General features: G+C 67.7%; 12 protein-coding genes. 4 read left to right on the forward strand and 8 right to left on the reverse strand.

From position 1 onward, the window contains the following. Positions 1-9 precede the first annotated feature (9 nt). Entirely contained in the window at positions 10-750 is a 741-nt protein-coding gene (gene phbB / locus AC07UW_RS14500; protein WP_223495807.1) for an acetoacetyl-CoA reductase, read from the forward strand. A gap of 178 nt (positions 751-928) precedes the next feature. After that, positions 929-1,474 carry a polyhydroxyalkanoate synthesis repressor PhaR gene (gene phaR, locus AC07UW_RS14505; RefSeq protein ID WP_223497283.1) on the forward strand — a complete coding sequence of 182 codons (546 nt, stop codon included), beginning with the start codon at positions 929-931 and terminating at the stop codon, positions 1,472-1,474. 81 nt (positions 1,475-1,555) lie between these two features. On the opposite strand, the gene AC07UW_RS14510 is transcribed toward phaR, so the two are convergent. The 6 genes from AC07UW_RS14510 to AC07UW_RS14535 all read right to left on the reverse strand — a co-directional run bounded on the left by AC07UW_RS14510 (position 1,556) and on the right by AC07UW_RS14535 (position 9,100). Further along, the gene (locus AC07UW_RS14510) at positions 1,556-2,503 is read right to left on the reverse strand and encodes a TraB/GumN family protein (protein ID WP_495212285.1); all 948 of its coding nucleotides are present in this window, start codon (positions 2,501-2,503) and stop codon (positions 1,556-1,558) included. Between the two features lie 2 nt (positions 2,504-2,505). Then, positions 2,506-3,435, reverse strand: coding sequence for a DUF1684 domain-containing protein (locus tag AC07UW_RS14515; RefSeq protein ID WP_442244055.1), 930 nt, complete (start codon positions 3,433-3,435; stop codon positions 2,506-2,508). 11 nt (positions 3,436-3,446) lie between these two features. Next, positions 3,447-5,348, reverse strand: coding sequence for a DNA mismatch repair endonuclease MutL (mutL, locus tag AC07UW_RS14520; protein ID WP_495212286.1), 1,902 nt, complete (start codon positions 5,346-5,348; stop codon positions 3,447-3,449). Between the two features lie 128 nt (positions 5,349-5,476). Beyond that, positions 5,477-7,054 (reverse strand): N-acetylmuramoyl-L-alanine amidase, encoded by a 1,578-nt coding sequence (locus tag AC07UW_RS14525; protein WP_248149232.1) that lies wholly within the window; start codon positions 7,052-7,054, stop codon positions 5,477-5,479. 82 nt (positions 7,055-7,136) lie between these two features. Then, a complete protein-coding gene (tsaE, locus tag AC07UW_RS14530) occupies positions 7,137-7,619 on the reverse strand; it encodes a tRNA (adenosine(37)-N6)-threonylcarbamoyltransferase complex ATPase subunit type 1 TsaE (protein WP_495212287.1) in 483 nt (160 codons plus the stop codon). Then, positions 7,616-9,100: an NAD(P)H-hydrate dehydratase gene (locus AC07UW_RS14535; RefSeq protein WP_495212288.1), complete on the reverse strand. Its 1,485-nt coding sequence runs from the start codon at positions 9,098-9,100 to the stop codon at positions 7,616-7,618. Before AC07UW_RS14535 ends, tsaE begins: the two co-directional genes overlap by 4 nt. A 23-nt stretch (positions 9,101-9,123) precedes the next feature. Between AC07UW_RS14535 and queG the strand changes: the two genes are divergently transcribed. Together queG and xseA are read left to right on the forward strand one after the other, a co-directional pair. Continuing rightward, the gene (gene queG / locus AC07UW_RS14540) at positions 9,124-10,194 is read left to right on the forward strand and encodes a tRNA epoxyqueuosine(34) reductase QueG (protein WP_495212289.1); all 1,071 of its coding nucleotides are present in this window, start codon (positions 9,124-9,126) and stop codon (positions 10,192-10,194) included. 45 nt (positions 10,195-10,239) lie between these two features. After that, positions 10,240-11,580 (forward strand): exodeoxyribonuclease VII large subunit, encoded by a 1,341-nt coding sequence (xseA, locus tag AC07UW_RS14545; protein ID WP_495212290.1) that lies wholly within the window; start codon positions 10,240-10,242, stop codon positions 11,578-11,580. A gap of 572 nt (positions 11,581-12,152) precedes the next feature. Here the strand turns inward: xseA and AC07UW_RS14550 are convergent. Together AC07UW_RS14550 and AC07UW_RS14555 are read right to left on the reverse strand one after the other, a co-directional pair. Then, positions 12,153-13,043, reverse strand: coding sequence for a M48 family metallopeptidase (locus AC07UW_RS14550; protein WP_025876363.1), 891 nt, complete (start codon positions 13,041-13,043; stop codon positions 12,153-12,155). Positions 13,044-13,145: 102 nt separating this feature from the next. Beyond that, a complete protein-coding gene (locus AC07UW_RS14555; RefSeq protein ID WP_495212291.1) occupies positions 13,146-15,029 on the reverse strand; it encodes a formylglycine-generating enzyme family protein in 1,884 nt (627 codons plus the stop codon). Between the last annotated feature and the right edge of the window lie 13 nt (positions 15,030-15,042).

Raw genomic sequence — 15,042 nt, forward strand, 5'->3', positions numbered from 1 at the left:
CAGCTTTCCATGACATCTCGCGTCGCACTGGTCACCGGCGGAACCGGCGGCATCGGTACCGCCATCTGCCAACGCCTGGCCGACCAGGGCCACCGCGTCGCCACCAACTACCGCGATGAGGCCAAGGCCCGCGCCTGGCAGCAGACCATGAGCGAACGCGGCTACCACGTGGCGATCTTCCCGGGCGATGTCTCCGACTCTGCCAGCGCCGAAGGCCTGATCCGCGCGGTCGAGGCCGAACTGGGCCCGGTCGAGATCCTGGTCAACAACGCCGGCATCACCCGCGACACCACCTTCCACCGCATGCGCGCGGAACAGTGGCACGATGTGATCAACACCAACCTCAATTCGGTGTTCAACGTCACCCGCCCGGTCATCGAAGGCATGCGTCGACGCGGCTGGGGCCGGGTCATCCAGATCAGTTCGATCAACGGCCTGAAGGGCCAATACGGACAGGCCAACTACGCCGCCGCCAAGGCCGGCATGCATGGCTTCACCATCTCGCTGGCCCGCGAGAATGCAGGCTTCGGCATCACCGTGAACACGATCTCGCCCGGCTATGTGGCCACCGACATGGTGATGGCAGTGCCCGAGGAAGTGCGCGCCAAGATCATCGCCGACATCCCGACCGGGCGCCTGGGCAAGCCGGAAGAAATCGCCTATGGCGTGTCCTTCCTGGTAGCCGAAGAGGCCGCGTGGATCACCGGCAGCAACCTGGACATCAACGGCGGCCACCATATGGGGTGGTAAACGGCGCCAGGGCCTGAAAGCCCGTGCTGCACCCTGCCGTTGGTCATGCTGCGCAGCACGCAAAGCCTTGCTGCGCAACATTCCGGCGACGGAAAGCCAAGCCTGGCGGGGGCTGGGGCGGTTGCAACCGCTGCTGCACTGCGCCATGCTGCGCGTCTACTGTGACGAGTACCGCTTCATGGCTGCGACCCGCATCATCAAGAAGTATCCGAACCGCCGTCTGTACGACACCGAGATCTCCAGCTACATCACCATCGAGGACGTGCGTCAGCTGATCCTCGACGGCGAAGACTTCGAAGTCCGCGACGCCAAGAGCGGCGACGACCTGACCCGATCGGTCCTGCTGCAGATCATCGCCGACCAGGAGCAGGACGGTGAACCGATGCTCTCCACCCAGCTGCTGAGCCAGCTGATCCGCTTCTACGGCGATTCCCTGCAGGGCTTCATGGGCAACTACCTGGAGCGCAGCATGCAGGTCTTCCTCGACCAGCAGCAGCAGTTCCGCCAGCAGATGGGCAACCTGCTGGGGCAGACGCCGTGGGCGATGATGAACCAGCTGACCGAGCGCAACCTGGAGTTGTGGCAGGAGTTCCAGCGCAACATGGGCAGCGGTTTCGGTGGCCCGCGTCCGGGTGGCACCGGAACGGGCACCGGCACCGGCGCGGCCGGCAAGCCGAGCGACCCCACCAGTGGCGCGGGGACCGGCGGCAAGACCCGCCGCTGAGGCGATCGGCCCGGCTGATACAAAAACGGCGCGCCATGGGCGCGCCGTTTTGTTTTCAACGCCGCCATGCGTGGCGTGGATCTACGGACGTTTCGTCTTGCATGCCGAGCACACCCGCTCGACCTTGTACCCCTTCGCCCGCAGCTTCTCGACCACGCCGTCGTTGCCCAGCAGGTGCAGGCCGCCCACCACCACCAGCGTGCCGCCCTGCCCGGCCTGCAGGTACGGCAGCAGCTTGGGCACCCACGCTTCGTTGCGGTCGGTATTGATGCGCTGGTACAGCTGCGGATACTTCTGGCGCATCTCCACGCCCATCCGGTTCCACAGCAGGCGATCGTCGCCGCGGCGCCAGGCCTCATGCAGCATCTGCGCCTGGCCATCGCCCTTGCCCGCTTCGTCCAGCGCCTCGGACAGCATCTGCCGCTGCTCCTGCACGCTCATGCCATCCAGCAGGTTGATCTGACTGGATATGTCTTCCAGGCCTGCGGTCTTCTTGCCCGCCTTCTGCGCCCGCTGCATGAAATGCCGGTCCAGCCCCAGCTCAGGATCCAGGCCCAGCTTCTGCATCTGCGCCACGGTGATGGTCAAACCGACAAACCACGCTTTCATGCCCTGCAACTGGGCCAACGGCAGTTTGTTCTGCGTCGCATAGGCCTGCAGCTTCTGCCAGGTCGGCGCATCCAGGTCACGCTTCAGCTCGCTGCCATCCTTGCGGATAGCGACCTGCATCATCTGGCTGGCCATCTGCGGCGATTGCAGTTCCTCTGGCGTCACCTCGAAGAGCACGCGCTGCGAGGCTTCAAAGGCCTGCTCGACATCGGTCGACAGCGGATAGTCCTGCGGCTTCAACAGATGGAAGGAGCCCAGCAGGTACAGGCGCGCATCTCCCTGCCCGGTGACCTTCCACAGCAGCGGCACCGGCGGCTTGCCGGCCGTGGCTTCGGCCGGCGCATCACGCGCGACGGCCAACGGACCGGCGGCGCAGGCAGCGAGAAAAACGGCACTGCGCAACAACAGTTTCATCAACATGTTCAGCCCTCTCCTTCGGGCAGGTGATACGCCTTCTCACCCGCTTCCACGCGCAGATCCAGGCGGTTCTCCGGCGGTGCCAACGGGCAGGTCGCATAAGCGGTGAACGCGCACGGTGGGTTGTGGGCGTGGTTGAAGTCGATCGCCACGTGGCCGTCGGCGGTGGGCGCATCGGTATCCAGATAGCGGCCGGCAGGATAGCTGCCGTGGCCACTGGTACGGTCGGCAAAGATCAGGAACAGCGGCTGCCCAGGCTCGCCGATCGCTTCCAGCCGCCAGCTGCGGCCGTCACGATCGAATTCCACGGCACCGGCGTTGGGCATCTCGGTGGTCAGGCCGGTGATGTCCACGATCGGCAGGGTCTTGCCTGGTGGATGGGCGATGAAGCGCGCCTGCACCTGCCATTGCGGGCCACCAGGCCAGTACTGCAGGCCGGCGAAATCGCGGCGCGCGGGTGCATCGGCATGCTTGACCCGCAGCGCATCGCGCGGGCCGCGACGGATCAGGCTGAGCTGGCCTTTGCCACCATCGAAGGCCAGCAGGGTCGGCTGCGGATCCTTGTCGGTATCCATGCGGACACGCCCGCGCACAGGCTGTCCGTCGAGGGTGACATCCGTGCCGGACTCCGGCGTGAACCACCACTGGTCACCTTCACGGCGCAGCAGCCCCAGCCTGGCCGGCCCCACCGCCAGGCGGATGCCGCTGGTGGCGCCACTGCCGACAAAGTGCGATCGGTTCTGCAACCAGTGCAGGCCGACCAATGCGGTCCACCCATCGGCCCGGGTCAGGTCCTGGTAACGCAGTACCCGCCATTGCTGTTGCTGCGCGGCGAATGCCGGATCCTCAACGACGGCTGGCGCCGGCGTCGATGCCGGGCTGCAGGCCGCCAGCAACAGGGCCGCCATCAGGCCGCCCATTCCCCAAAATCGCATCGGTGCTCCCCTCAACGTCCGCGCAGGAACCAGCGGTCGATTTCCGCCAGCGAAAAACGGGCCCAGGTCGGTCGGCCATGGTTGCACTGGCCGGACCTTTCAGTGATTTCCATGTCGCGCAGCAGCGCGTTCATTTCCGGCACGGTCAGGCGCCGGTTGGCACGCACTGCACCATGGCAGGCCATGGTCGACAGCAGCTCATCGCGCGCAGTAGCGATGCGACGGCTCTGGCCGTGCTCGCGCAGGTCGGTCAACACATCGCGCAGCAGGCCTTCGGGTTCGGCATGGGCCAGCAGCGCCGGGATGCTGCGCACGTGCAGCGCGCCCGGTCCGGCGCGGGTGATCTCGAACCCGAGGGCGGCCAGCGTATCGGCCTCCGCTTCAGCGGTGTCGGCTTCGCGCTCGCCCACCGCCAGGGTGATCGGCACCAGCAACGGCTGCGACTGCAGGCCGATGCCATCGTGCGCATTCTTCAACCGCTCGTAGCCGATGCGTTCGTGCGCCGCATGCATGTCGACCACGATCAGGCCTTCAGCGTTCTCGGCCAGGATGTAGATGCCATGCAGCTGGGCAACGGCGTAGCCCAGCGGCGGCACCCCGGCGTCGGCACTGGTGACCGGCAGTCCGTTCTCCATCGGCATCGGCGGTAGTGCCGCACCGCGCTCGGCACCCGCAGGCGAGGCATACAGTGCAGCGTAGGCTGCAGGTGCATCGGCCACCTGCAGGCCCAGCGGCTGCTGGGATCGCCAACCGGAAAAACCACCACTTCCGCCCTGCCCCGCGCCGGGTGCCGGACCGCGCACGTAGCCGAAGCTGGAGGCCGTGGCCCCCGGCATCGCAGATGCGCTGCCGCCTTCGGCCGGAGGCGCCGCGCCGGCACCGATCTCCTGCGCGGTCATGCCGGCACGGGTGTCTGCCAGTGCATCCTTCAGGGTGCGGTAGACGAAGTCATGCACCAGCCGCGAATCGCGGAAGCGCACCTCATGCTTGGCCGGATGCACGTTCACATCGACGCGCGTCGGGTCCAGCTCCAGGAACAGCACATACGCTGGCTGGCGGCCGTGATACAGCACGTCGCCGTAGGCCATCTTCACTGCATGGGCGACACTGCGGTCACGTACCGAACGTCCGTTGACGTACAGGTACTGCTGATCGGTGCTGGCGCGCGAATAATGCGGCTGCGCGATCCAGCCATGCAGGCGCAGGCCGGCACTGCTGTGGTCCACGCGCACGGCCTGGTTGGCGAAGTCCTCGCCCAGGGTCTCGGCCAGGCGCACGTCCGAATACAGGTCGCCCGGCTTGTAGCGACGCGAGGCCTTGCCGTTGTGCGAGACACGCAGCTCGACATCGGGACGGGCCAGCGCCAACGAACGCAGCCACTCTTCGATATGCCCCAGCTCGGTGCGCTCGGCGCGCAGGAATTTGCGCCGCGCCGGCACGTTGTAGAACAACTCGCGCACTTCCACCGTGGTGCCCGGCGCATGCGCGCGCGGGGTCACCTCGCCGATCTTCCCACCTTCGATCTGCAGTGCCGAACCGTGCTCATCATGGGCACGGCGCGAGGACAGGGTGAAACGGCTGACCGAAGCGATCGACGGCAGCGCTTCGCCACGGAAACCCAGCGTGGCCACCGCTTCCAGTTCGTCCAGGTTGGCGATCTTGCTGGTGGCGTGCCGCGAAACCGCCAGCGGCAACTGCTCTGCGGCAATGCCGCTGCCGTTGTCGCGGATGCGGATCAGGCGCACACCGCCTTCTTCCAGCTCGATATCGACGCGGCTGGCGCCGGCATCGATCGCGTTCTCAACCAGTTCCTTGACCACCGATGCGGGTCGTTCGACCACTTCACCGGCGGCGATCTGGTTGATCAGGATTTCCGGCAACGGCCGGATCGGACGCGGATCGGGCGCGTTCATGGGCAGGCAAGGCAGGCAGACGTCATGCCACGATGATAGCGGAGCGGCGCCAGGTAGAGTCGAGATCCACCGTACGCGGCGCCAGCCAGGCGTGGCCTGGCTCTAGCGGACGCGGGCGATCCAGCGAGTTACTTGCTGCCGCCCGCCACGGTGCTTGCAGCGTCGATCTCGGCCTGCGCGCGCGCGGCGTACAACGTGCCCGGCGGCGGTTGGCGGCTGAAGAACGTGTGCACGCCGTCCAGCACCGCGCCGGCGACCTTGCGCTGGTAGGCCGGGTCGATCAGGCGGCGCTCTTCATCCGGGTTGGAGATGAACGCGGTTTCCACCAGCATCGCCGGCATGTCCGAAGTGCGCAGCACGGCGAAGTTGGCGCGCTCGATGTTCGGCTTGTGGTTGTTGCCGATACGCTTCAGGCCGCCCAGCACGTGCCCAGCTGCGTCCTCGGAGGATTTCATGTAGCCGCTCTGGGCCAGGTCCAGCAGGACGTTGGCCAGCGTGCCTTCGGTCTGCTGCAGGCGCACGCCACCGACCAGATCGGCCGCGTTTTCCTTATCCGCCAGCCAGCGTGCACGCTGCGAAGACGCGCCCTTGGTCGACAGCACATACACCGACGAACCGGTGGCCGAGCGGTTTTCGGCGGCGTCGGCATGGATCGAAATGAAGATGTCGGCCTTGTTCGCACGCGCCTTCTGCGCACGCATCGGCAGCGGGATGAACACATCGCTGTCGCGGGTGAGGAAGGCTTTCAGGCCAGGCGTAGCGTTGACCTGGCGAGCCAATTCACGCGCCACCGCCAGGGTGACATCCTTCTCGCGCTTGCCGGTCGGGCCGATGGCGCCCGGATCCTGACCGCCGTGGCCCGGATCGATCGCCACCACCAGGTGACGCATGCCCGGCTGCATGCGGATGCGCGAGGCATCGCTGGGCATGGTCGGACGCGGCGACTCGGTCGGCGCAACAGGTGTCGGCACCGGCTTCGGCTGGGTGGCCACAACTGCAGTGGTGGCCTGACCAGCCAGGATCGCTGCCGGCGACGACGTCGGGGTGCTGCTGGCGGTGGTGCCCGCTGCCGCCATCTGCACCGGGGTGGTGCTCGGCGCCGGGGTCGGCGCGGCGGGTGCCGCAGCGCTGGCACTGGCCTGCTGCTGGACCTGCGCGGTCAACAGCGCAGTGGCTCGCGCGGCATCACCACGGGACTGTGCGGTTTGTGCCGGGGTCGGGCCCGGGACCGCAGCCGGACTCACCGAAGATGCCGCTGGCGGCTGCGTCGGCGCAGGCGTCGGCGCGGGGCGACTGGCGGCCACGGCCGGGCCATCGCCCGGCCACTCGATCACCAGCTTGGATTCATTGCCTTCGCGCTGCATCTGCGGGCGGAAGGGGGCGACCGTCTCGGCCAGGTCGAATACGACACGGAAAGTGCCCGGCACCGGCTGCCCGGTCCGCACCGCAGTCACCACGCCCTGCGGCGACGGCATCTTCAGGTTGCGCACCGCGCTGGAATCGGGGAAATCGACCACCAGCCGGTTCGGGCCGGCCAGCGACAGGGTCTTGTAGCCACCACTACCGACCAGCGCGATTTCCGCGCGGGTTCCGGTCGCACCGGTATTGAGCAGCACCTGGCGGACCTCACCGGCCCACGCACTGACGCTCGCCAGACCAAGTCCGACGGCGGCACAGATGGCAATGAGTCGATTCCCCGGGCGCATGACTCAGGATTCAATCACCGCACTGAACGGAATGCAACACCTTTTTCCTTAATAATCCGTAACCTGCCGGTGTTTGTTCTCGTCAGCCGACAGAAAGGGCCTGCAAGTCGCCACCTTCGGGAAGCCGCTGCAGCCATTCACGCCCCGTGTCGCTGATGCCAGTGAGACGCACGCGACGCCCGTGGCCTTCAATCTCCAGTGCTACCACCAGATCGGTTGGCGGCAGCGCACCGGCACCGCGCTCTGGCCATTCGACCAGCCACAGCACGGCACTGCCCTCGTCCAGCCCGAGGAAATCCAGCTCGCCAGCCTGGCCGATGCGATACAGGTCCATGTGCCAGGCCTCGCCGCCACTGGACAACGGATAGCGCTCGACCAGGGTATAGGTGGGGCTGCGGATCGCCCCCTGCACGCCCAGCGCCCGCAACAGCGCGCGCGCCGTGGTCGATTTGCCGGCGCCAAGATCACCGCGCAGCTCGACCAGCGCCTGCGGCGGACGGGTGGCTGCCAGCCATTGCCCCAGCAGTTCGGTGGCGTTGCTGTCAGCAAGGAAGAATTCGGTCATCGGGAACGTTCCGGGTTGGCCAGCCGCCGCAGGGGCGCCAGCAGATCAGTGGGAAGCAGGCCGCGGGCACCGTCGGCGGCGGCGACATCGCCGGCCAGGGCATGCAGCAGCGCACCGCCTGCCGCCGCATCGAACGCAGGCAGGCCCTGCGCGCGCAGGCTGGCGATGATGCCGGTCAACAGGTCACCCATGCCACCCACCGCCATTCCAGGGTTGCCCGCCGCAATCAGTCGCGGTGCGTGGCCGGGCGCGGCGACGATGCTGCCCGCCCCCTTCAGCACCACCACTGCGTGATAGCGCTCGGCCAGCGTCTGCGCGCTGGCATAGCGATCGGCCTGGACTGCCGCCGTGGTGGTTTCCAGCAGGCGCGCGGCTTCGCCGGGGTGCGGGGTCAGGATCGCATCGGGCAGCGCATGTGCATCCTGCGCCAGCAGGTTCAACGCATCGGCGTCGATCACCAGCGGCAGGCCTGACTGCAGCACACGCGCATACAGCGCGCGCGCCCATTCGTCCTGGCCCAGGCCCGGGCCGATCGCCACCACCCTGGCTTTTGCCAGCAACGCCGGCAGCGCCGCGCCATCTTCCAGCGCGTGCGTCATCGCTTCAGGCAACCTCGCCAGCAGCGGGCCGACATGGTCCCGGCGGGTGCCGATGCTCAGCAGGCCCGCGCCAGCGCGCAGCGCAGCTTCGGCGGCCATCGCGATGGCACCGCCGCTGCCATGGTTGCCGCCCACGCACAGCACATGGCCGGATTCACCCTTGTGGCTGTTGGCACGGCGCGGCGGCAGCAGATCGGGCAGGCGCGACTGCGTCCAGCACTCTGCAGCAGCGACGACACCCTGCCACGCAGCATCGGCCAGCGTCAGTGGTGCCAGGTGCCTGCGCCCGGTGTATTCCAGTGCGTCGCCGGTGTACAGGCCGCAGTGGGCGACGATGAACTGCACTGTCAGGGCCGCGCGTACGGCTGCGCCCGGCACGCAGCCATGGTCGGCGTCGACACCGCTGGGTACGTCCAACGCCAACACCGGCGCCTGCTGCGCGTTCAGCGCCTCGATCAAGGCCAGTGCCGCGCCCTCTGGTGCCCGGGAGAAGCCAAGGCCGAACAGGGCATCGACCCATATATCGGCCTGGGCCAGTTCGCCGTTGAAATCAGTGACGGTGCCGCCCACGGACCTGAAATCCGCTGCGGCACGCTGCGCCAACGCCGTGGAAGGTGGGCTGCCCGGCAGCGCGATCAGCTGCACCTGCCGCCCGGCCTGCAGCGCATGACAGGCCAGCACATAGCCATCGCCGCCATTGTTGCCGCTGCCAACCACCACGCCGATCCGCCGCGCCTGCGGCCAGTGCTGCAGCAGGCTCTGCCAGGCCGCCTGGCCCGCCTGGGCCATCAGGCCCCAGCCACCATCGCCTGCCAGCGCGGAGGCCTGGGCATCGAGTGTGCGTGCGGCACGGGAATCGAACAGATCGGCGAGGTTGGCCATGCGGGGATTTTATACTGGTGCACATGTCCCCCGTCCCTGCCCCCCTCGATCCGGCCCTGGCCGTACAGCGCATCCGCGATCTGGCGCGCGCGCATGGCTTCCAGCGCTGCGGTATCGCCGGCATCGAACTGGGCGAGGACGAGGCGCACCTGGCCGACTGGCTGGCCCAGGGCCTGTACGGCACGATGGACTGGATGGCACGCCACGGCACCCTGCGCGCGCGCCCGGCAGAACTGCTTCCCGGCACCGTGCGGGTGATCTCGGTAGGCATGGACTACAGCCACAGGGACGACACCGAAGCGTGGGCGACCCTGGCCGATCCGGGGCGCGCCTACGTCGCCCGCTACGCGCTCGGCCGCGATTACCACAAGCTGATGCGCAACCGCCTGCAGAAGCTGGCCACGCAGATCAACGATGAGGTGGCGCCGCTGGGCTACCGCGTCTTCGTCGATTCGGCGCCAGTGCTGGAACGCGCGCTGGCACGCAACGCGGGGCTGGGCTGGATCGGCAAGCACACCTGCCTGATCGACCGCCACGGCGGCTCGTGGTTCTTCATCGGCGAGATCTACATCGACCTGCCGCTGCCGATCGACACGCCGGCCAGCGCGCACTGCGGCACCTGTACCCGCTGCATCGACGTCTGCCCGACCCAGGCCATCACCGCCCCGCAGCGGCTGGATGCGCGCCGCTGCATCTCCTACCTGACCATCGAGCATGACGGTGCGATTCCAGTGGAGATGCGACCGCTGATCGGCAACCGCATCTATGGCTGCGACGACTGCCAGCTGGTCTGCCCCTGGAACAAGTTCGCCAAGCGCACCGACGAGGCTGACTTCCGCGCCCGCAACAACCTGGACACCGCACGCCTGGACCAGTTGTTCGCATGGGACGAAGCTGAATTCCTGCGCCGTACCGAAGGCAGCCCGATCCGCCGCAGTGGCCATGAGCGCTGGCTGCGCAACATCGCCGTGGCGCTGGGCAATGCGCCAACCACGGCAGAGACGCTGTCGGCGCTGCAGACGCACGCCGAGGATGCTTCGCCCGTAGTCCGCGAACACGTGCAATGGGCACTGGCCCAGCACGGCCAGCGCTGACGTGCGATCCTGAACCCCCTGCTCCATCTGCCCCACGCCGTAACCATGCAGCCACGCAACAACGACGTCCTCACCCCCAGCCAGCTCAACACCCTGGCGCGCGACCTGCTGGAAGGCAGCTTCCCGGCGATCTGGGTGGAAGCCGAACTGGGCAGCGTGGCGCGGCCGGCGTCCGGCCATCTGTATTTCACCCTGAAGGACGCGCGTGCGCAGTTGCGCGCTGCGATGTTCAGGATGAAGGCGCAATACCTGAAGTTCGTGCCGCGCGAGGGCATGCGCGTGCTGGTGCGCGGCAAGGTGACCCTGTACGACGCCCGTGGCGAGTACCAGATGGTGCTGGACCACATGGAGGAAGCCGGCGAAGGCGCACTGCGTCGCGCGTTCGAAGAACTGAAGGCGCGACTGGAAGCCGAGGGACTGTTCGACCCGGCCCGCAAGCGGTCGATGCCGGCCCACGTGCAGCGCCTGGCGGTGATCACCTCGCCCACCGGTGCCGCCGTGCGCGATGTGCTGAGCGTGCTCGGCCGCCGCTTCCCGTTGCTGGAAGTGGATCTGCTGCCGACGCTGGTACAGGGCGCAACCGCTGCCGCGCAGATCACCCGCCTGCTGCAGGCCGCCGATGCCAGCGGCCGCTACGACGTGATCCTGCTGACCCGTGGTGGTGGCTCGCTGGAAGACCTGTGGGCGTTCAACGATGAAGCGCTGGCCCGCGCAATCGCCGCCAGCGGCACGCCGGTGGTCTCGGCGGTGGGTCACGAAACCGACTTCAGTCTCAGCGATTTCGCTGCTGACCTGCGCGCGCCTACGCCATCGGTGGCCGCGGAACTGCTGGTACCCGATCAGCGCGACCTGGCCCTGCGCCTGCGCCGCAACGCGGCTCGCATGGTGCAGTTGCAACGCCACGCCATGCAGCAGGCCATGCAGCGCGCTGATCGCGCACTGCTGCGCTTGAACGCACAGAGTCCGCAGGCACGACTGGATCTGCTGCGCCGTCGTCAGCTGGACCTCGGACGTCGCTTGCATGCGGCGCACAACCAGCAGCAGGAGCGTCGCGCAGCCCGTTTGCGCCACGCCGCTGCAGTGTTGCGGGGCCATCATCCGCAGCGGCAGATGGAGGCGCTGCGACGTCGCCTTGCCGCGTTGGGCGGTCGCCCGCAAGCGGCGCTGCAGCGCCTGATGCAGCGTGATGCGCTGCGCCTGCGTGGCCTTGCACGTTCGCTGGAAGCGGTCAGTCCGCTGGCGACCGTCGCGCGTGGCTACAGCATCGTGACCCGTGCAGACGATGGCGCGCTGGTGCGCCGGATCGAGCAGGTGCAACCAGGTGACGCACTGCAGGCCCGCGTCGGCGACGGCGTGATCGACGTGCAGGTGACTGCGGTCAAGTAAGGGGTGTTCGGCAGGGCTGCGCCCTGCACCCGCAGAAGCAACGGCAACAGCCGAAGCAACGGCAGAAGCTGGCTATCCGTGGGATGGCGGGGTGGGCCCGGTTGCGGGGGACGCTGCAAGTACGTCCATGTAAGCTCGGTCGCGCCATCCATGGCGCTCACGCCCCCGCAACCGGACCCACCCCGCCTTCGAGAGTTTCCCGGTGGCGGTTGGTACATCCATGCCATGCGTGGATGAATCTCCATCGGGATCGAATATTTCGACAATTGATCGAAATGCATCCACGCATGGCGTGGATCTACCGTGTCGACCAAGGTCGACACCCACCTAGGGCAGGCCATGCCGTTCCGACAGATCGCGAAAATCTGTCGAAGGCGGGGTGGGTCCGGTTGCGGGGGTGTCAGCCGCATGGATGCGGCTGCCAAGCCCCCATGGACGGGTTCACGGCGTCCCCTGCAACCGGACCCACCCCGCCATCCCACAGGAAGCCAGCTTTTGCTGTTGAGGTTGCCGGCCAGCGGCCGGCACTACCGCTTCGGCAGGTGCAGGGCGCAGCCCTGCCAAACCACCCTTTACCTGGCCTGCTCGCAGAACTTCTGCCGATACTCCAGTGCCTTCGGCATCAACGCCTGCAGGTTCTGGATACGGGTACCCGGATTGGGGTGGGTCGAGGCGAACTCCGGCGGCGACTGGCCACCACCGGCCTGGCCCATGCGCTGCCACAGCGGCACCGCCTCGCGCGGGTCGAAGCACGCCGCGGCCGCCAGCATCAGGCCCACTTCATCGGCCTGCGTCTCGTGGCTGCGCGCGTACGGCAACAGGTACCCGTAGCCCATCGCCGACATCATCATCTGTTGCTGCTGCGCATCCATGCCACTGGCGGCGCCGGCTACCTGGCCGATCTGGGTCAGCTTCTGCTGGGCCATGCGCTGTGCACCATGGCGCAGCAATGCGTGGGCGATCTCATGGCCCATCACCACCGCCATCGCATCGCGGGTGCGCGCCACCGGAATCAGCCCCGTGTAGACCGCCATCTTGCCACCGGGCAGGCAGAAAGCATTGGCCTGCTCGGACGGAATCACGTTCACTTCCCACTCGAAATCGCGTGCGAAGTGTGCCGGCTGCAGCCCGTGTTCCTGCGCCAGCGCGGTTTCGACCACGTCCACCTTGGCGATCAGTCGCTCAGCAATCGCCCGGACATCCCGCGAGACCTGTTCATTCGGGCCCAAAGGGCGCTCCTGCGACAGGATCTGCTGGTAGGCCTGCAGGCCCAGCGCCTTCTCCTGGCTGGCGTCCAGGCTGCTGTCGATCAGCACCTTCTCGCCGGTATACGGGTCGACCGCACGGTTGGAGAACCAGTAGAACGCCGCGTAGCCGGCGGCCAGCAGCAGCACCCACCAGCGGATGTTGCCGAACAGGCCACGCCGCTGCTGCGGCGAGCGGGAAAAAGGATCGTTGCGCATCGGCTGGTCTTCCGGCTGACCCCGCCGGCCGGCGGGTACGGCGCAATCTTAGTGCGGCGCTGCCTGCGGCGGGTGAAACCGGCGCCGATCCAGTCGTGCCCGTCAGATCCCTCGCACCAGTCGGAAGCCGATGCGCGCGTTGGTGGTATCCGAATCCTGCGATTGCCGCCACGCCGCCCGGGTCTGCTCCGGCGCGTTGGCCCAGTTGCCACCCCGGATCACCCGTGAACGGCAACCCGGGTTGAACCACGCCACACCATCAGCCGGCGCGCGCCGATAGCTGGCATGCCAGCAATCGGCCACCCACTCGCTCAGATTGCCGCCCATGTCATGCAGCCCGAAGGCGTTGGCCTGGAAACTGGCGACCGGGGCCGGTCCCCACCAACCATCGCCATAGCCGACGAAGGCGTTCTGCCAATGCCTGCCCGAAGGCGAAACATCCTTGCTGCCGGTGTAATTGCCACTGCCTTCCGGTGGCAGCCCGGCATCGCCCCACGGGTAGCGGCCACTGCTGCCGGCACGCATCGCGTACTCGAACTCGGCCTCGCTGGGCAGGCGGTAGCTGCGGCCGGTCTGTTCGGACAGCCAGTTCGCGTAGTTCTCGGCATCACGAACGCTCACGTGCATCACCGGCGAATTGCCCAGTGCCCGCCCGCCGTCATAGTCGGACCGCCAGTCCACGCCGCTGCGACGGATGAAATTGCCGCTGCGCTCGTCATAGACCACCGAATGTCCACGCCGGGTCGCACGTGGGCGGGCATTGGTCGCCTTCACATAGCGCTCGAAGTCACCCACGGTGATCTCGGTGATCGCCATCGCGTACCCACGCTCGAAACGCACATAGTGCGATGGCCGCTCTGCGTCGGTTGCGCCCGGTTCGGTATCACTGGCGCCCATCTGGAATCCGCCATGCGGCACCACGATCATCTGCGGTCCACGGCCGCCATCACGCAGCGCATCGCTGAACACCTGCCCCGGCCGGAAGCTGCCGTAATGGGTGGCCAGTTCGATGCGTTCGCGCAGCTGCGCCACCACCGCGTCCCCCGGCAAGGCAATGCGCAGCGCTTCGGCCAGCTTCTCGCGCGCGGGCTTCAGCCCCTGCGGGGTAGTCAGATCATGCAGGCCGCCATCGCGCAGCTGGACCAGTGCCGCTGCACGGATCTGCTCGATGCGCTCGAACGCATCGGCAATGGTTGGTGACGAGTCCCGCACCTTGCTGGCTTCTGCCAACCACGCGCCGGCACTGGCGAAATCGCGGATACGCGCGGCATCCTCGGCACGCCGGATCAGCCCACTTTCAGCAGCTGCCAGGCCCTGCCGCGCGCGACGATTCGCCGGGTCCAGCGCAAGTGCCTCACGGAAGTTGCCAATCGCACCATCCCCCGCTTCGCCGATACGGTCGGCACGCAGATCGTCTTCGCCCGCGCGGTTGTAGGCGACCACACGCTGCGCGGTCTCGACCCGCCCCTGCAGCGCGCGCGCCTTCTCGTCCTTCGGCGCCAGGGTCAGCAGCACCAGCGCCTGGCGCCCGGCTTCGGCCAGCGCCTCACGCTGCTGCAATGGCCGCTGCAGCAACGCATCGGCCTGCTGCTGCAGCTTCTGTTTCGCGCGTTGCAGGCCCAGGCGCGCCTGCCGATCGTCGGGTTCCTCCTCCTGCACTGCCAGCCACAGGGGCACGGCCGCATCGCCATCTTCATACAGATGCCCCCGCGCGAATGCCTGGTCGGCAGCCCGGCGCAGCTGTGTCAGCGTACGTCCCTCGCGATCGACCCGCGGCGGCGTCCACTGCTGGATGTCCTCGGCCGCGTCGTCACCGGCAATGGTCACCGTGCCCCGCCCGGTACCACGCGCCGGACCGGCCTCTGGTGCGGGATCGGCCGGCTGGGCTGCGGTGGCACCGGCGGTCTGCGCAGGGGGCGACGGCGTGCAACCGGCCAGGCTCACGGCCAAGGCGGTAAACAGCGCGGGCGACAGCAGAAAACGCAAGCAGGGCCTCCTT

It is taken from the genome of Stenotrophomonas sp. GW821-FHT02D01 (assembly GCF_059421765.1).

Excerpts from the sequence above, each read along its gene's own strand:
- phbB (WP_223495807.1), top strand. The coding sequence starts at position 10 with ATGACATCTCGCGTCGCACTGGTCACCGGCGGAACCGGCGGCATCGGT.
- phaR (WP_223497283.1), top strand. The coding sequence starts at position 929 with ATGGCTGCGACCCGCATCATCAAGAAGTATCCGAACCGCCGTCTGTAC.
- AC07UW_RS14510 (WP_495212285.1), bottom strand. The coding sequence starts at position 2,503 with ATGTTGATGAAACTGTTGTTGCGCAGTGCCGTTTTTCTCGCTGCCTGC.
- AC07UW_RS14515 (WP_442244055.1), bottom strand. The coding sequence starts at position 3,435 with ATGCGATTTTGGGGAATGGGCGGCCTGATGGCGGCCCTGTTGCTGGCG.
- mutL (WP_495212286.1), bottom strand. The coding sequence starts at position 5,348 with ATGAACGCGCCCGATCCGCGTCCGATCCGGCCGTTGCCGGAAATCCTG.
- AC07UW_RS14525 (WP_248149232.1), bottom strand. The coding sequence starts at position 7,054 with ATGCGCCCGGGGAATCGACTCATTGCCATCTGTGCCGCCGTCGGACTT.
- tsaE (WP_495212287.1), bottom strand. The coding sequence starts at position 7,619 with ATGACCGAATTCTTCCTTGCTGACAGCAACGCCACCGAACTGCTGGGG.
- AC07UW_RS14535 (WP_495212288.1), bottom strand. The coding sequence starts at position 9,100 with ATGGCCAACCTCGCCGATCTGTTCGATTCCCGTGCCGCACGCACACTC.
- queG (WP_495212289.1), top strand. The coding sequence starts at position 9,124 with ATGTCCCCCGTCCCTGCCCCCCTCGATCCGGCCCTGGCCGTACAGCGC.
- xseA (WP_495212290.1), top strand. The coding sequence starts at position 10,240 with ATGCAGCCACGCAACAACGACGTCCTCACCCCCAGCCAGCTCAACACC.
- AC07UW_RS14550 (WP_025876363.1), bottom strand. The coding sequence starts at position 13,043 with ATGCGCAACGATCCTTTTTCCCGCTCGCCGCAGCAGCGGCGTGGCCTG.